General features: G+C 45.7%; 13 protein-coding genes and 1 pseudogene. 8 read left to right on the forward strand and 6 right to left on the reverse strand.

Annotation, left to right across the window (positions count from 1 at the left end; translation table 11 throughout):
- Positions 1-120 precede the first annotated feature (120 nt).
- The 4 genes from Q0110_RS01865 to Q0110_RS01880 all read left to right on the forward strand — a co-directional run bounded on the left by Q0110_RS01865 (position 121) and on the right by Q0110_RS01880 (position 4,403).
- Positions 121-852, forward strand: coding sequence for a YebC/PmpR family DNA-binding transcriptional regulator (locus Q0110_RS01865; RefSeq protein ID WP_297901497.1), 732 nt, complete (start codon positions 121-123; stop codon positions 850-852).
- Positions 853-1,006: 154 nt separating this feature from the next.
- On the forward strand, positions 1,007-1,765 hold the full coding sequence (locus Q0110_RS01870) for a hypothetical protein (RefSeq protein ID WP_297901500.1): 759 nt from the start codon (positions 1,007-1,009) through the stop codon (positions 1,763-1,765).
- A gap of 136 nt (positions 1,766-1,901) precedes the next feature.
- Positions 1,902-2,960 carry a DUF4621 domain-containing protein gene (locus Q0110_RS01875; protein WP_297901503.1) on the forward strand — a complete coding sequence of 353 codons (1,059 nt, stop codon included), beginning with the start codon at positions 1,902-1,904 and terminating at the stop codon, positions 2,958-2,960.
- Between the two features lie 36 nt (positions 2,961-2,996).
- A complete protein-coding gene (locus tag Q0110_RS01880; protein ID WP_297901506.1) occupies positions 2,997-4,403 on the forward strand; it encodes a DUF5723 family protein in 1,407 nt (468 codons plus the stop codon).
- A 177-nt stretch (positions 4,404-4,580) separates the two neighbouring features.
- On the opposite strand, the pseudogene Q0110_RS18255 reads toward Q0110_RS01880, so the two are convergent.
- A pseudogene (locus Q0110_RS18255) lies at positions 4,581-4,661 on the reverse strand (IS3 family transposase); the annotation flags it as partial.
- 115 nt (positions 4,662-4,776) lie between these two features.
- Here Q0110_RS18255 and Q0110_RS01885 point away from each other — a divergent pair.
- Positions 4,777-5,958, forward strand: coding sequence for a glycosyltransferase family 87 protein (locus Q0110_RS01885; RefSeq protein ID WP_297901509.1), 1,182 nt, complete (start codon positions 4,777-4,779; stop codon positions 5,956-5,958).
- 306 nt (positions 5,959-6,264) lie between these two features.
- Complete coding sequence (locus Q0110_RS01890; protein WP_297901512.1) at positions 6,265-6,486, forward strand: hypothetical protein; 222 nt, start codon at positions 6,265-6,267, stop codon at positions 6,484-6,486.
- Positions 6,487-6,618: 132 nt separating this feature from the next.
- Here Q0110_RS01890 and Q0110_RS01895 read toward each other — a convergent pair whose 3' ends face one another.
- The 5 genes from Q0110_RS01895 to yaaA all read right to left on the reverse strand — a co-directional run bounded on the left by Q0110_RS01895 (position 6,619) and on the right by yaaA (position 12,581).
- Positions 6,619-9,861 (reverse strand): S41 family peptidase, encoded by a 3,243-nt coding sequence (locus Q0110_RS01895; protein ID WP_297901515.1) that lies wholly within the window; start codon positions 9,859-9,861, stop codon positions 6,619-6,621.
- A gap of 234 nt (positions 9,862-10,095) precedes the next feature.
- Entirely contained in the window at positions 10,096-10,329 is a 234-nt protein-coding gene (locus Q0110_RS01900) for a DUF2442 domain-containing protein (RefSeq protein WP_297901517.1), read from the reverse strand.
- A 12-nt stretch (positions 10,330-10,341) separates the two neighbouring features.
- Complete coding sequence (locus Q0110_RS01905; RefSeq protein WP_297901519.1) at positions 10,342-10,593, reverse strand: DUF4160 domain-containing protein; 252 nt, start codon at positions 10,591-10,593, stop codon at positions 10,342-10,344.
- A 52-nt stretch (positions 10,594-10,645) separates the two neighbouring features.
- Positions 10,646-11,719 (reverse strand): 6-bladed beta-propeller, encoded by a 1,074-nt coding sequence (locus Q0110_RS01910; RefSeq protein WP_297901521.1) that lies wholly within the window; start codon positions 11,717-11,719, stop codon positions 10,646-10,648.
- 97 nt (positions 11,720-11,816) lie between these two features.
- Positions 11,817-12,581, reverse strand: a complete 765-nt coding sequence (yaaA, locus tag Q0110_RS01915) for a peroxide stress protein YaaA (RefSeq protein WP_297901523.1) — start codon at positions 12,579-12,581, stop codon at positions 11,817-11,819.
- 151 nt (positions 12,582-12,732) lie between these two features.
- On the opposite strand from yaaA, the gene Q0110_RS01920 reads away from it, so the two are divergent.
- Both Q0110_RS01920 and clpB read left to right on the forward strand, forming a co-directional pair.
- The gene (locus Q0110_RS01920; RefSeq protein ID WP_297901524.1) at positions 12,733-13,365 is read left to right on the forward strand and encodes a DUF4858 domain-containing protein; all 633 of its coding nucleotides are present in this window, start codon (positions 12,733-12,735) and stop codon (positions 13,363-13,365) included.
- Positions 13,366-13,861: 496 nt separating this feature from the next.
- On the forward strand, positions 13,862-16,450 hold the full coding sequence (clpB, locus tag Q0110_RS01925) for an ATP-dependent chaperone ClpB (RefSeq protein WP_297901527.1): 2,589 nt from the start codon (positions 13,862-13,864) through the stop codon (positions 16,448-16,450).
- The last annotated feature ends 292 nt before the right edge of the window (positions 16,451-16,742 follow it).

The raw sequence follows: 16,742 nt of genomic DNA on the forward strand, positions 1-16,742 counted from the left end.
ATTTATTTGAGATAAATTCATTTATGATTTATAATTTGTGATTTCCCGGGCCAGCCCCTTGATGTCAAGAATTATAAATCATAAATCATATATAAAATCATAAATCATAAATATCATAATATGGGAAGAGCGTTTGAGTTTCGTAAAGCGAGAAAGTTTAAGCGTTGGGGCAATATGGCCCGTGTATTCACGAAGTTGGGTAAGGAAATCACGATCGCGGCAAAGCAAGGCGGACCGGAGCCTGAGAACAATCCTCGTTTACGTGCGTTGATGCAGAACGCCAAAAAGGAGAACATGCCGAAGGAGAACGTGGAACGTGCCATTAAACGTGCCGTATCCAAGGAATTCACGGATTATAAGGAGATGAACTATGAGGGATATGGCCCGTTCGGTATCGCTATTTTCGTTGAGACAGCGACGGATAATACGACTCGTACGGTAGCCAATGTCCGTAGCTATTTCAATAAGAATGGCGGTTCTTTAGGGACATCGGGTAGCTTGGAGTTCTTGTTCGAGCATAAGTGTGTGTTCCATATCGCTAAGAAAGAGGATATTTCCTTGGAGGACTTAGAGTTGGAATTGATCGACTTTGGTGTGGATGAGGTTGAGGAAGACGAGGACGAGATCGTTCTTTACGGTGAGTTCGCCCAGAATTCCGCGATCCAGAAATATTTGGAGGAGAACGGTTTCGAGATCTTAAGCAGTGAATTTGTCCGTATCCCTAATGATTTGAAGGAGGTTACCCCGGAGCAACGTGAGTCTATCGAGAAACTTATCGAGAAACTAGAGGAAGACGAAGACGTTCAGAACGTATTCCATAACATGAAAGAAGAAGATTCGGGGGAGGAATAATGTACGCTTATACGTAAAATTGTATACCTTATCCGTGAAAAAGCGATATCAGAGCAATTTTGATATCGCTTTTTCTTTTTTACAACGAATGTTTCATGTTTTTTATTTATTTTTGCAACTCTAAGACGAATAACAATTATAACTTATATATAAAATGAAAAGGTTATTTATTCTGTTTGGTGCGCTCGTGAGCATGTTTGCTACGTGTAATTTAGTCTCGGCTCAGAAGGAGTTGGGGATTTTTAATTCGTTGTCGGTAGGAGTGGGTGTTGGCTTAACAGGTGTCGATGTAGAGGTGGCGACTCCTATTACGCCTTTTTTGGCATTGCGGGGAGGCCTCTCTGTCATGCCTAATTTCAGCCTGACGACAGGTGTGGACGTTGATGTCGACGTAAATGCTCCGGCAGGAGTTTCTGTACCTAGTGAGATTGACTTGACTGGAAGCTTGAAGCGTACTTCCGGGCAGATCTTGCTGAATGTTTACCCGGTTCCGCATCTATCCTCCTTTTTTATAGGTGTGGGCGCATATTTTGGCGGTTCGAAGCTCGTGAAGATCGATGGGCATAGCGATGAGTTGAAAGATTTGATCGCCCAGGGAGAAGACGCGGGTATCGTTATTGGCGATTATGTGTTGCCGGTAGACCAGAACGGTAATGTATCGGGAGGTTTGAAAGTCTCCGGTTTCCGTCCGTATGTCGGGCTGGGATTCGGTCGTGCGATTCCCAAGAAACGTCTGGGCGTGATGTTTGAGTTGGGTGTACAGTTCCATGGACGGCCGGAAGTATATACGAACTTTGGGAATGTAGACGATCTTCTGAGTGAATTGGATGAAGATGATACATTTACGAAGATTATAGATAAGGTGACCGTATATCCGGTCATGAAGATTCGTTTGTGTGGAAAGATATTTTGATAATCAAGGATATTTGTGGAGAAAGAGTGGCATTATTAGATGCCACTCTTTTTTTGTTTAAACTTTTATTTATTTCATTTATTTGCTTATTTTCGCACGCCGTTAGTGGTATGGTTTTTGATAAAATGGTTTTTATATGAAGAACAAACATTTGGTGATGCTATTGCTGTCGTCTTGTTGTTTAGCGGCATGCGTGGATAGCAAGTATGATTTAGGCAATGTCAGTACGGACGAAGTGGTAATGGGTGAGTCTTGGATCGCTCCGCTTGGTACGGGTTACGTGACGTCGGATGACGTGGTGAACGTAGAGAAAGTACCTTCTATCCGGGAGGTCGATGGCGCTTATGTCATGATTTATGATGGAGAGATGAAGATCAAGGGGGCAGGCTTGCGGGCGGTCTCGGATAAAGTGGAGATCGCGTCGGAGGATATAACGACTGGCGATATTGATGGCCTGTTCGATGGTAATTTCGTATTGGCGCTGGCCAATCCTCATGTTACGTTAATGTCGAATGCGACGAAAGCCTCTTTGGATTGTCGTTTGGCTATCGAGGCAAAGAACGTGAATCAAGAGGAGACGACTTCCTCCGATTTTACCTTATCTGCGGCTTCTCCGAATATATGGATCGGCCCTCTGGACCCGAAGACGGAAGCCTTTGAGTTTGTCAAGAACGAGAAATTGCCCGGGATCGTACAAATTGTTCCTCGGGAAATACGTTTGTCTTTGTCTGCCGATAGCAAGCAATGGGCGAACGCTCCCGCGGATGCCTTAAGCGAGCTACGTTACTCGGTGGAGCTTCCGCTGTCTCCCGCCCCGGAGTTTAGCGCCGTATCCGTCGAGCGGATCGAGGACGCTTTTGATGAGGATTTCGTAGATTATATCTTCTCGGACGGAAGCGCGAAGATCTATGGAGAGGTTACGAATGATATGCCTTTCGACATATCTCTCGAGATGGTGATAATGGATGAGAACAACATGCCGGTGGATATCCAATTCCCCGCCCAGGAGGTGAAAGGACAGTCCGGGGAGGTTGTCTTCGAGATCACGAAGGAGGATATGCCGAAAATGAAGGACGCGCGCCATATAGACCTGAACTTGCATTTAAAAGGTAGAGATCAAAACGAGGCCTTGAAAAAAGGCCAGAAGATTTCCTTTGACTTAAAGCTTAAGAAAGAAGGCGGTATTTCTATTTGATCCCAGTACTAACCATTTAAATTACGAAAAAGAAAGATGAATACTATATATAATATGTATAAGAAAGGTCTGTGCGCTTTGTGTTTATTGGCCACTGTAGGGATGTCGGTGTCTGCTCAGCAAATACGGACTTCTTACTTCATGCAATCATCTACGGCACGTACGACAATGAACCCGGCGTTTCGTCCCGATAGAGGCTATGTTTCCATTCCGGTATTAGGCGCCTTTGGTGTTTCGTATGGTACGAATGGAGTAGCCGTGAATAATTTTATCTATCCGAAGAACGGCGAGACCGTTACGTTCATGGATAACTCCGTGAATACCGAGTCTTTCCTGAATGGCTTGAAAGACGAGAATCAGATAAACATGGATTTCGGCACGCAGGTTCTATCCGGTGGCTGGTACGCTGGCAAGGGCTTCTGGACGGTGGATGTCTCTATCAAAGGATTGGCGAATATCCGTGCTCCGAAGACATTGTTCGAGTTCATGAAAAAGGGTAACGGATCTCAAAGCACATATGATATCCGTAACATCCGGGCGTATGCCGAGGCCTATTTGGAGACAGGCGTGGGGTATTCTCGTCCTATCACGGATAAGTTGACGGTCGGAGGTAAGGTCAAATTACTATGGGGCGTGGGCTCTATGGACGCTACGATCGATCAGATGTATGCGGAGATGGGAGAGACGAGCTGGAAAATAACCTCTACCGGTACTTTGCAGACGAACATGAAAGGCTTGGTTCCGGAAATGGAGGTAGATGAGCAAGGCCGTGATTATTATAATAGCTTTGATTTCGACTCCCCGGGGCTTAGCGGTTTCGGTATGGGAGTAGACTTGGGAGCTACGTACCAATTGACCGAGAACATCATATTATCTGCGGCTGTACTCGATTTAGGTTTTATCCATTGGGGTAAAGGGGGCAGCACGGTAGGAAAGCTGGATGGAACATTCGACTTTAACGGCTTTGACCTAGCTATCGGCGAGAATAACGGTGACATACCGAGTATGGGCGATCAGTTTGACGCTATCAAGGAGGATTTCGACAACCTGCTTCATTTCAAGAAAGAGGGTGAGTCGGGGAATACTACTCGGCTTCGTTCGACAATCAATATCGGTGGTGAGTATCGTTTGCTGAAAAATAAGTTAGGTATCGGTTTATTGTCAAGTACTCGTCTTTATTCCCCGAAAGCTTATACGGAATTGACTTTGTCTGGCAATTACCGTCCGGTAAAATGGTTTGAGGCTACGTTGAGTTACTCATTTATTCATAGTAAGTTCAAAACGTATGGTATCGCGTTGAATTTTTCTCCTTCTTGGATCAATTTCTTTATCGGATCGGATTATATGTTGACGAAGATAACTCCGCAAGGTTTGCCGGTTAGCGGCAACGCCATGAATCTTTACATGGGGGTAAGCGTACCGCTGAAATCATTCGCCGACTGATAACGGATTCGGAAAGACGGAGTTGATAATATCATAAAGGAAAAAGAAAGTGTGTCAAAACTCAATTTTAGTCCAGATGAGCTTTTGATTTGAAACTTGAACATCCTTAAAGGCAAAAAGAAGAGTCGTATCATTACTCAAAATGAAGTGACCCCCAAAAGTTGGACGGGTTAAATATTATCCGTATTGAGAAAGAGTTCGGTATTGTACCGGGCTCTTTCCTTTTAAGCGGGATTTAATTCTCTTATAGTTATAATCTCTAACTTTTCGAGGAGGTCATTTTAGTTTTGGCACACTCACTTACTTTTTTATTAATCCTGTTCTCATTTACTTTTTTATCTTTGTAGATAAATTGAAAAAGAGGAATCAAGACATGAGATTAAAGGCATTAGCCACCCATCCGATATGGAGAGAGCCCCGTACTATATTCGGGGTATGGATGTTGACAGGTGTTATTTTCGCTATAGTCAAGTTGCTGATCGGGAAATATAATAATTATAAGATATTTGAGGGAGTCTACTGGCATGCTATCGAGGGCCTGACCTTGTATGGAGATCATTATCCGGAATATTACGACTCGAACCATTATGGGATCTTATTCAGCCTAGTCATAGCCCCTTTCGCCCTGTTACCGGAATGGCTAGGTATGATCTTATGGATAATGGCGAATACCGCCCTGTTGTTTTATGCGATCAGCCGGTTACCATTGACGGGTACACAGAAGATCATCATTTACTGGTATTCGTATTGTGAGTTGATGACGGCGCAAGGGGTACAACAGTTCAATATATCGGTAGCTGCCTTTATCTTGTTGTCGTTTACCTTGATACTGGAGAAAAAGGATTTCTGGGCCACGGGTCTTATTATGTTGGGTACATTTATCAAGATTTATCCGATCGTGGGATTGGCGTTCTTTTTCTTCTCAAGGCAGAAAGTGTGGTTATTGGTCTCTTGTCTTTTCTGGGGATTGGTTTGCTTCATGATCCCGGTGCTTTATACACCGGGGTTTGAGTATGTGATATCTCAATATCTGGATTGGTTTGAGCGGCTGAAGATAAAAAACGCGTTAAATATGTTTGCGGACCCGCAAAATATATCGTTATTGGGAGTTGTCCGCAAAATATCCGGGAATCCGGGTTATAGCGATATGTGGCTTATTATACCGGGCTTGGTTCTATTTAGTGTTCCGTATTTAAGGATCTCGCAATATAAATATCCGGCTTTTCGCTTTATGTTGTTGGCTAGTACCTTGTTGTTTGTCGTATTATTCAGTACCGGGAGTGAGGCGAGTGGATATATCATAGCGATGATAGGAGTCGCTATCTGGTATATATGCAGCGTGTCACCCCATAAAAAATATACTTATTGGCTTTGGATAGCTACCTTGGTAATTGTCGGTTTATCCACTACAGAGCTAGTTCCACCGATTATTCGGAATGGGTTGATCCGTCCCTATGTGATAAAGGCTTGGCCATGTATTGTCGTGTGGCTGACCGTTTGCTATGAGATGTGTTTCCTCGACTTCAAGCCGAAGGGAATAGAGTTGGAATCGTAATAACAGGTTAAAAAGCAAACAAATAAAGAAGTTTTTATTCCTATTCCTGTTTGCTGTTCAGTTTTTATATGCGGCAAACGATTACAAGATTTATTATACCTTACAGGTAAGCTATGATACGATCCGGTTACCTTTCGATCCTTCGTTTGGGATTGCGGATGCGAATTACCGGATTTGTAAAACTTCCATTTTCGAGCGGGTATGGATTGATTCGGTCCGTATATAATCAAAATATAGTAAGGCGACATTGCGTTGTAAATCAATGGATGATCCGTTTATCGTTTGTATGGAATATTGCTAGTTTGTATGGAATATTACCAAGCAGCTCCGGATTCGATTAAAGTATCTTTCGATATTCATTTGTATCCTAATTGTTATTGGTGGTTAAATAGGGAGTTTCCGGTGTCGGCTGAACTGGACGTGCGATTTCAAGTGGACCTGAAAGAAGAGGTATCCTTCACCGATCTGGAGAAGAATGGCATGGTGGTAGAGTTACTTAAATCGGGTGAGTATTGTTTGGGTTTCTAATAGGAAGTTACATAATAAAACGAGACTACTCCCAGCAGGTGATGAGAGTAGTCTTGTTCGTTTATACGAGTAATCTTATGACGGGCTTATGCGGGAACTCTCGTTGGCTGGTGAGAGTGCTCTCGCTTCAAGCTACTTTTTATCGATCTCTTTCAACAATTCTTTTACCGCAGTCCTTAATTGAGTGTCTTCCCCTTCGACAACTGTTTCTGGAGAATTAGCGACTTTAACGTCCGGTTCCAATTGCGTATTCTCCAAATAGCTACCGTCCGGTAGGCGATAACCGGTGATAGGCGTACCGAATATCAACGTCGGGTCTTGCAAGGTTTCCCAAGAGACGGTAGTCATCGTTCCCGGTACGGGCATACCGACCAAACGCCCGATGTGTTGATGCTTGTATACCCACGGAGTGCCGTGTGCGTTACTATAATTAGCCTCGCATTGCAACATGATAGACGGCTTATTCCAGCGGCGGCTAGGCATATCGCAGGCTTCCCTGCCGCGTGTTACTTGCGTGAGGTACTTCTCTCCGCTGAATAAGATCTCAATATCCTCGTGCAAACGTCCTCCACCATTGAAACGGGTATCGATAACAATTCCCTCCCGGTCATTATACTTGCCCAGGATGTCAGAATAGATGGAGCGGAAGCTAGGATCTCCCATGGATTGGATATGTACGTAACCCAACCGTCCGTTCGACCATTTATCCACATCTGCGGCACGTTGTTTCACCCAGCGGGTATAAAGCAAGTCATTTAACTCGCCATTGCTGATAGGTACGGTTACTTCTTCCCAACGTTCCTTGGTCTGCGGGTCGTAAAGGGAAACCAAGGTCTTCTTCTTGGTCTTATTGTTCAAGAGCTTGGAGTAATCCATATCCGGGGTGATTTCCTGCCCGTCTATTTTCTCTATGATAGTGCCGGCTTTTACTTTGGAACGTGCGTGATCGAACGGCCCTTTCTCCACAACCTCGGCGATAGATAAGCCTTTGCCATTATGGTTCCAGTCGAAAAGCAAGCCAAGGCTGGCGGTAACGTTGCCGCTTGGTCTCGGGCGAAAGCGTCCTCCGGTGTGAGAAACGTTGAGTTCTCCCAGATATTCGCTTAGTAGCTCCGCGAAATCATAGTTGTTATTGATATGTGGCAGGAACTTACGGTAGGCGGTGGTCATGGCTTCCCAATTCACGCCATGCATATTCACGTTGTAGAACCGCTTTTGCTCTTGTTTATAGACATGTTCGAACATATACTCACGCTCGGCGGCCAAATCCATTTTCAGGTTGGCTTGGTAAGTGACCGGCGTTAGTTTCTCCGATCCCATATCCATCTTTTGCATGGAGTTGCTACCCAGCAAGAACAGGTTCTTACCTTCTTTATCCATTTCCATGTTTGCCCATCCGGTATTCATCTTGTGGAGTAACTTGGTCTCTTTCTTACGCAAATCCATTTTCCACAAATCGTATTTATCTTCGAAAGCCGAGAAATAATACAAAGTCTCGCCATCTTTCGAAATGATGGCGCTACCCATTTCGGAGGAGTTAGGGGTAAGACGCAGGATACGGTCTTGGATGCCTTTTAGCTCCACTATGATGTTTTCAGTTTTTTCGTCTTTCTTCCCGTCGGTTTTATCTTCTTTTTTCTTGTTGTCGGTTTTATCCCCGGTTACCTCTTTTTGCTCCTTTTCCAATTCTTTCAGCAACTCGTAATCCTCCTTGCTTAAGCGGAATTTGTCGTAAGCGTCTTGATTCATGAATACCAGCATGGCATCATTCAAGGAGCCCCATGAGGCATGCGCACGCATTCCGTAACGTTCGGTGGTGAATAAGATGGCGTTTCCATCCAGTACCCATTGCGGGGAGGTGCTGGTGTAGCCGCTATTGGTCAGGTTGGTGATCTCCCCACCTTGCGCGCTGACTAAGCCGATATCCGAATAAGGATCGTGCTTGTTGCCGATAAACCGGAGCGTGAACCATTTACCATCCGGCGACCATGAGTAATCGAAACCGCCGGCTGTGCTATACCATGTGGAGCCATCCGTGACTTGGCGTACTTTCTTCGTCTCAAGGTTGACTACCATCAGCCGCATACGATCTTCTATAAAAGCGAGCTCCTTACCATCCGGCGAGAATTGAGGATAACCGCGCTCTACGGTCTTGGAAGGCAGGAGAGCTTCCTCCTCGATAATCGTAGCGTTTGGGAAATTGGCCTCTTCCTTACGTGCAATCTTGGCCAGGTAAAGCTGCCAGTTACCGCCACGCTCGCTGGCGTAAGCCAAGGTACGGTTATCCGGTGAGAAACATACACCTGTTTCCGCTGCTGGGGTATGGGTGATTTGCTTGGTCGTGACGTAATCGACCGAGGTAACGAATATCTCGCCTCTCAGGGTCAAGGCGATCTGCTTGCCATCGGGAGATACGGTAGCAGAGGTAGCCCCTTTGCTGGAATTCAGATCGGCGATTTGATCTTGATCGTCCCGGATCAAGTCAATCTTAACTTTCTGCGGGTTACTTTCCGGATGTTGTGTATAGATCTCGCCATCATAAGTGTAACACAACGTATTGCTACTGCTCGTAGAGAGGAAACGTACGGGATGTGTTTTGAATTTGGTGACCGCTGTTATAGATTGCGGGGCGTTGAGAGGAAATGAATATACATTGAAAGAGCCTCCGTTACGTTCGCTTAGAAAATAAACCGTCTGCCCGTCCGGGGTAAATACGGCGTTGCGGTCTTCTCCCGCATGATCGGTCAAATTGGTATGTTTACCTGTTTGTGTGTCGTAGATCCATATATCCCGGGTGATGGATGAGGTATGGTGTTTGCGCCATTCATCCTCGAAGCCCTTGCGATCTTGGTATAAGAATGTTTTTCCGGATTTATCGAAGCAAACCATCTCGGCGGGTGTACCCAATACTTGCTCGGTTCGTCCACCGCCGACCGGCACTTTATAAAGTTCCGTCATAGCCGAGGTCGGGAATAGGGCGCTCTGGGCCGGATCTTGTATGGATGCGGAGAAGAGTACATATTTACCGTCGGGGGTAAAGGCCGAGGGAATCTCGGAGGCCGAATGGGTGGTGAGGCATTGTGCCGTCCCACCGTTGGAGGACATTACGAATAAATCGAAATTGCCGTTACGATCGCTGGCGAAAGCGATTTGTTTTCCGTCCGGAGACCAAATTGGCGTGCATTCATACGACGCTTGGGTGGTAAGTTGTGTCGCTGTACCTCCTTTGGCCGGTACTTTATAAATATCTCCTTTGTAACAAAACGCTATCTCTGTTCCATCGGGAGAGATTTGTACATCACGCATCCACAAAGGGGTTATCGCGTAACTAGTGGTCGCTAAGCCCAAGGCTATGCAGGTTAAAAGTTTTTTCATGTACTTAATGCTTTTTTAGAATGGTGCGAAGATACATATTATTTCGTACCCATTAGCCAGCTCTTTATTGAAATATTAAGAGGATTGGAAATTACTAGTGAAACAGGTTGGCAACTATTCGTTATACGGTTTCTGTCAAAATACAATTGGCACATTCGACACTTGATATAAGAAACCGTCTGCTCTTTACGAGATTACTCGCAGGGTACAGACGGAGTAATGAGGTGGGTCAACCTAGGCCGGAATACCTTTTTCATAGAGATATTCAGGAGCGATATCGGCGCCGTTGGCCCAAAAAATGGTATCTTGTAAGCCGAACTGGATAAACTGTGTTTTGTCCTGTAACTCTTCGAATGCTGGATATTGCAACAAAGGGCTAAGGTCTACCTTTTTCCTTACGCCATTATTGAAGGTGCAAAGTAGGGTGTAATCGCCCAAATATTCTACATCTGTAATTGTTAGTAACATAAACTATCTTTTTTATCGTTTCACTTTTTCTATTTTTTCGCCTCGCTGGGCTTTGTTCCAGATTTCAAGTAACTCAGCCTCATGTTGATCTATGAACTGATTGACTATTTGGATTGCTTTCGATTTAGCTCTGCCTTCCACGATGCGATCTTTCAGCGTAATAGTAAAATCTCCACTGCTACTTCGCACATGTATGTGGGGTGGATTGTGGTCGAAAGCATAAATGTATATCAACAATCCTTGTATGACGAATATCGAACCCATAACTGATTTTCTGTTATTTTGATACAAACACAAAGGTAGTATAAATCTGTATTTAAACCTTCAATTTCACGATAAATAACACGAGGTTTTCTTCTTGGGCCTGTAGGGGGAAAGTGTTTTTCAGTTCTTCTCCGGATTTGCTGAAGCAATACGAATGGCAGTAAGGGTCGATAGGGTACATTCGCCGTACCTTGCCGGTTTGATAGAAATTATCTTTTAAGCCATCTTTCACCTGCCAGCACCGTTCTTTTTGCGTGTCGTAGCAGAACGTGTAATTTCTGGAATCGTCTTCCGTGTCATAGTAAGTGGATACCCAGAAACGACTTCCCATTCGGATCGGAAGCAAGGGGAGCGCATTGCCTCCGGCCAGGTCTTTTAAAGCTTGGCTTTGCCGTTTTTGCTTGATATAGACGGTATCCCGCAATAAGTTCCCGGGTTGGCAGTAAGGGGCGTAGGCGTAAACCGTTCCGCTTCCGGGTTCCACGGCTACTTCCGGTGTGAGGCAACCGATCGGGCATGCAGAACGTTCCAGATCGACCGGACGGATCGTGTGAGATTGTAATTTGTGGAAAGAGGAATCGTATTCCACGATCTGTTTCTCGATCGTGGCGGTTTGCCCTGCCGCAGTATCCCCTTGAATGTATTCCTCGGTGGTAAGTATCCGGTTGTTGTGCATGGATATGGATAACATGTGTCTGTTCTCCGGAAGGTCACATTTCAGTTTTTTCCGGGTAAGGAGGTCGCCGTTGAATGAGTAATAGAAAATATCGTCCGTGTTTCCTAATACGATCAATTGCTGGTTGGCCGGGTTCACCACGTACCCCGCCACCCGTATATCATCCGGATGGGTGACGCGACAAATAAATTCCCCCTTGCGGTTGAAGCGATAAAGTGTCTCATTACTGATGAGGAATAAGTTATTGCCCTCCTGACGGATATACTTGGCCTCCTTGATCGAATACTTCTCCGAATCCTGTAAGGGTATGGCGACTACCTCGTCCGCGATGTCCGACAAGGCCCCTGTATGATTACTCCGGACAACTTCCTTCGAGACTAACAGGTTATAGGCCTGCTTTCCGCAAACCAAGAGGACTATTAGCAGCAAATATGCGAAAGTTCTTTTCATATCATCGCTAGATTAAAGAAAAACAAACTCTTTTATGATTTTTACGAGCTGTCCTTATTGAACGTAGATAATCCGTTTTTATTGGATGAACCTTGAATTATTCTTGTAGAAATACCCAATTATCGCCTTCAGACATGGATTCCTTGTAAGAAAAACCTTCCCACGTGAAAGCTTTCAGTGCCTCCGGTTCTGTGATCCGGTTCTTTATGAGATAGCGGCTCATCTGCCCCCGGCACATCTTGGCATAGATCACGATCGTCTCCGCTTTACCGTTTTTCCAGATCTTGAACTCGGGCGTGATGATCCGGACGGATCGCTCCACTTCCTTCCACCGGAAAGAGGGCTGGATATCCAAGCTGGCCAGGTTCAATAAGATACCGTCTCCCTGCCGGACATCATGGATAAGGGTATCTGTTTGCCTGTCCTTCCAGAACGCATACATATTCCCGTCGCCTAACTCCGGGATTTTTACGTCGAACTCCATCCGGTAAGGCTTGATGAGGTCTAGCGGGCGAAGTAATCCGTAGCATCCCGATACGAAACGCAGATGTTCTTGCGAGAAAAGGAAATCCTCCTCCGTAAAGTCTTTCGGGCTGATATTCTTGAATACGACGCCGGTATAAGCGAGTATCGCTTGCAAAGGCCGGTTATCTTCCGCGTGAAAGTCCTGGTATCTGCGGTAACATTCTGCCGCCAATTTCGGGCTGAGCCTAAGGACGCGGCTTAATTCGTTAACGGGGAATTGGGTCATATGCAAAGCGATCTCGTTCGCCTCTTTCAGGAAACGTGGAGTCGTGCCTTGCGGTGCTTTTATCTTGGATGTTCCGGTCATTGTCTTAGCCGGGGATAATAGTGTCAACATATCTGATTTCGTTTGAATTGATCGCATAAAGGTAATTCATATTAGGGTTCGATAGGGTATAAGCGTCCAAATAAATCTTAAAGTTTTTCGAGTGGAATAGGGGTTTTAACGGACGGGTGAGTCTTGGTGATAGGATTATGTACTGAGGATCATGAAGATGAGAGACGTGAAAATGCGATTAGTATTACTTTTACTTGTATCCATCCTACCTGTGATGGCCCGTGCGCAGTGGACGGAACAAGATTCCTTGCGTCTGCGGGAGCTTCTATCCGGCGAAGAGGAGATACGTTTGAACCCTGAGTTCCGGAAAGCGATAGAGAGCGGGACTTTCCTGCGCCCCGAGCAACCGGGAACCTCGATGTTGTCTTCACCCAGTGAGTTGCCGATTACAAAAGACTTCTCGGAATATATCCAATTAGATACTTTACGTGAGTTGATAAACTATGATTCGATAACCCCGGTTGTATTCATGCTGCTGAATTTTAAGGCTCCTTCACGTGCCTTGGACGTGCGGAGGCAGGCGCATACGGTTAGCGTCCTTGAAAATCGGGATTGGAAAGAGTTCAAGGTTGGAAAGATCCGTATGGCTGCCAATGTGAGGCTGGCTAATGTCTATTCGGATGTCGTGAAGGATGGGCAGCGAAGGGGAGGAGCGCTTGCCACCGTGAAGGTTTATTTCAGTATGGAAGATCTGCTTGAGACCATTTTCTGGAAGAGTGCCCGTGATAAGAAGAGAAACAAAAAACGCGAGAATACATGGAAATATTACAACGACTATCCATAATCTGTTGAGATGAAGGGATATAATCACTCAAAAAAAGCACGTACATGTTTTTCTGAAATCTCGTACATGTTTTTTGAAATTCATGTACGTGTTTTCTGGTAGGGAACATAAACGGTTTGTTCGGTCTTTTTTCTTTATTTTTTTCTTTCTCTTTTCTTCTTTTCTTTTCCTTTTCCTTTTGTACCGGTTTTTGTGACAGAAACCCCGGTTTCCGCGACAATAACCGGGGTTCCTGTTACAATAACCCCTTTTTATACCGCCTAAAACCAGTGTTCCTGCCGGATGTCAAAGGCTGTTCCAAAACCTTTTTTCCACTCTTTTGTTCTTTCCAAGGGATAAGCATTAATGACATCGGGGATGGACGCTTTGACGGGGAATTTATAATCCGGTTTTATAATAGCAAGACAAAATGTCATATTTTTGTTTTGGTATTGCTTTTGTAAGGATATAGGTGTAAAACGAATTAGAAAAGAATATAAGAAAGGAGCTTAAATATATGAATTTAAACAATTTTACAATTAAAGCGCAGGAGGCCGTTCAACAAGCCGTACAGTTGGTTACCAAAAATAACCAACAGGTTATCGAACCTGCTCACTTGTTGAAGGCTGTCATTATGACGGGCGAGAATGTTACTAATTTTATCTTTCAGAAACTAGGGGTAAACGCTCAAAACCTGAATATGGTACTGGATCGCCAAATCGAATCGTATCCGAAAGTTTCGGGAGGCGAACCTTATCTCTCCAGCGAGTCGAACGCTGTCTTGCAGAAAGCGATCGATTACTCCTCTAAGATGGGGGATCAATATGTATCGTTGGAGCCGATCATCTTGGCGTTGTTCACGGAAAAGAGCACCGCTTCACAAATACTGAAAGACGCCGGCGTGACAGAGAAAGAGTTACGCCAGGCGATCGAGGAATTGCGTAAGGGGAATAAGGTGACAAGCCAATCCGCCGAGGACACGTACGATGCCTTGGGAAAATACGCTATCAATCTGAACGAGCGTGCCCGTAGCGGCAAACTAGATCCCGTGATCGGGCGCGACGATGAGATCCGCCGTGTCTTGCAGATCTTGAGCCGCCGTACGAAGAACAACCCGATCTTGATCGGTGAGCCGGGTGTAGGTAAGACCGCTATCGCTGAGGGGTTAGCTCATCGTATCGTCCGGGGCGACGTGCCGGAGAACTTGAAGTCTAAACAAATCTTCTCCTTGGATATGGGTGCGTTGATCGCCGGGGCTAAGTATAAAGGTGAGTTCGAGGAACGTTTGAAAGCGGTAGTGAACGAGGTTACGAAATCCGAAGGCGAGATCATCCTCTTTATCGATGAGATCCATACCTTGGTAGGGGCTGGTAAAGGCGAGGGCGCTATGGATGCCGCCAACATCTTGAAGCCGGCCTTGGCTCGCGGCGAGTTACGTTCGATCGGCGCTACTACCTTGGACGAGTACCAGAAATACTTCGAGAAAGACAAGGCCCTTGAGCGTCGGTTCCAGACCGTTATCGTGGATGAGCCGAGTGAGTTGGATACGATCTCTATCCTTCGCGGATTGAAGGAGAAATACGAGAATCACCATAAGGTACGTATCAAGGACGACGCTATCATTGCCTCCGTGCAATTATCTACCCGTTATATCACGGATCGTTTCTTGCCGGACAAGGCGATCGATTTGATGGATGAGGCCGCCGCCCGTTTGCGTTTGCAGATTGATTCCGTGCCGGAGTCGTTGGATGAGGTTTCCCGGCGGATCAAGCAGTTGGAGATCGAGCGTGAGGCGATCAAACGTGAGAACGATACCTCGAAGCTGGAGCAACTGAACAAGGAGATCGCCGACTTGAAGGAGGAGGAGACCAAGCAAAAGGCCCAGTGGCAAAGCGAGAAGGAGCAGATCAATAAGATACAGCAAAATAAGATCGATATCGAGAACCTGAAGTTTGAGGCTGATAAAGCGGAACGCGAGGGCGATTACGGCAAGGTTGCCGAGATCCGTTATGGCAAGATCAAGCAAAAGGAGGAAGAGATCAAGGAGGTACAGGCCCGGTTGAAGACGATGCAAGGTGCCGCCGCTATGATCAAGGAGGAGGTGGATAGCGACGATATCGCCGATGTAGTATCTCGTTGGACTGGAATCCCGGTCAGCAAGATGATGCAGAGCGAGAAAGATAAGTTGCTACGCTTGGAATCCGAGCTTCATACCCGTGTGGTCGGCCAGGAAGAGGCTATCAACGCTATCGCCGACGCCGTGCGTCGTAGCCGTGCCGGTTTGCAAGACCCGAAGCGGCCGATCGGTTCTTTCATCTTCCTCGGAACTACCGGTGTGGGTAAGACGGAGTTGGCCAAGGCGTTGGCCGAGTATCTGTTCGACGATGAGAATATGATGACCCGTATCGATATGAGCGAGTACCAAGAGAAATTCAGCGCGACTCGTTTGATTGGAGCGCCTCCGGGATATGTCGGTTACGATGAGGGCGGGCAATTGACCGAGGCGATTCGCCGGAAACCCTACTCGGTTGTCTTGTTCGATGAGATCGAGAAGGCGCATCCGGACGTGTTCAACATCTTGTTGCAGGTCTTGGATGACGGACGGCTGACGGATAATAAAGGCCGTGTTGTCAACTTCAAGAACACGATCATTATCATGACAAGTAACTTGGGTTCTTCCTTGATCCGCGAGAACTTCGAGAAGATGACTCCCGCTACGCACGACAAGGTGGTAGACGAGACGAAGCTCCAAGTGCTGGAACTATTGAAAAAGACGATCCGGCCGGAGTTCTTGAACCGTATCGATGATATCATCATGTTTACTCCGCTGAACGAGGAGGAGATTCGCCAGATCGTATCCTTGCAGTTGAACAGCGTGAAGAAGATGCTGGCTACGAATGGTGTCTCCTTGGACTTCACGAACGAGGCTGTAGACTTTATCGCCGATAAGGGCTTCGATCCTCAATTCGGTGCCCGTCCAGTGAAACGTGTCATCCAGAAATACGTCTTAAACGAGCTATCCAAAGCCTTGCTGGGTGGAACAGTAGATTGCGACCGTCCGATCGTGATCGATAGAGAAGACAATGGTTTGGTATTTAAGAATTAAAGGAAGCCGTCTGTTGGGTATAAGGCAGATCGCTGTGATGTAAAGGCGGGATGATCCTAAAAAGGGTCATCCCGCCTTTCTTCATAAGGATAACCAAGCAGATGGAAGCTCAACCTGGCTAACCTGTTTATGTATATGCGGAGAGGGAGAAAGATAGGTTATTTATTACATTATATATTTATTATTTGCCTTATATGTTATTATTATGATAAACAATTTTTGCAATTTATGCAATAAAATTGTTTGCATATAAATAAATATCACTATATTTGCGACTACATGCTATTAGAAA

The organism is uncultured Parabacteroides sp. (genome assembly GCF_947855115.1).
GTDB lineage: Bacteria > Bacteroidota > Bacteroidia > Bacteroidales > Tannerellaceae > Parabacteroides.

What these genes read in the sequence shown, in the direction of transcription:
- Q0110_RS01895 (WP_297901515.1), bottom strand. Translation starts at nt 9,861, where the DNA reads ATGAAAAAACTTTTAACCTGCATAGCCTTGGGCTTAGCGACCACTAGT.
- Q0110_RS01885 (WP_297901509.1), top strand. Translation starts at nt 4,777, where the DNA reads ATGAGATTAAAGGCATTAGCCACCCATCCGATATGGAGAGAGCCCCGT.
- Q0110_RS01865 (WP_297901497.1), top strand. Translation starts at nt 121, where the DNA reads ATGGGAAGAGCGTTTGAGTTTCGTAAAGCGAGAAAGTTTAAGCGTTGG.
- Q0110_RS01880 (WP_297901506.1), top strand. Translation starts at nt 2,997, where the DNA reads ATGAATACTATATATAATATGTATAAGAAAGGTCTGTGCGCTTTGTGT.
- Q0110_RS01870 (WP_297901500.1), top strand. Translation starts at nt 1,007, where the DNA reads ATGAAAAGGTTATTTATTCTGTTTGGTGCGCTCGTGAGCATGTTTGCT.
- Q0110_RS01920 (WP_297901524.1), top strand. Translation starts at nt 12,733, where the DNA reads ATGAAGATGAGAGACGTGAAAATGCGATTAGTATTACTTTTACTTGTA.
- Q0110_RS01875 (WP_297901503.1), top strand. Translation starts at nt 1,902, where the DNA reads ATGAAGAACAAACATTTGGTGATGCTATTGCTGTCGTCTTGTTGTTTA.
- yaaA (WP_297901523.1), bottom strand. Translation starts at nt 12,581, where the DNA reads ATGTTGACACTATTATCCCCGGCTAAGACAATGACCGGAACATCCAAG.
- Q0110_RS01890 (WP_297901512.1), top strand. Translation starts at nt 6,265, where the DNA reads ATGGAATATTACCAAGCAGCTCCGGATTCGATTAAAGTATCTTTCGAT.
- clpB (WP_297901527.1), top strand. Translation starts at nt 13,862, where the DNA reads ATGAATTTAAACAATTTTACAATTAAAGCGCAGGAGGCCGTTCAACAA.
- Q0110_RS01900 (WP_297901517.1), bottom strand. Translation starts at nt 10,329, where the DNA reads ATGTTACTAACAATTACAGATGTAGAATATTTGGGCGATTACACCCTA.
- Q0110_RS01910 (WP_297901521.1), bottom strand. Translation starts at nt 11,719, where the DNA reads ATGAAAAGAACTTTCGCATATTTGCTGCTAATAGTCCTCTTGGTTTGC.
- Q0110_RS01905 (WP_297901519.1), bottom strand. Translation starts at nt 10,593, where the DNA reads ATGGGTTCGATATTCGTCATACAAGGATTGTTGATATACATTTATGCT.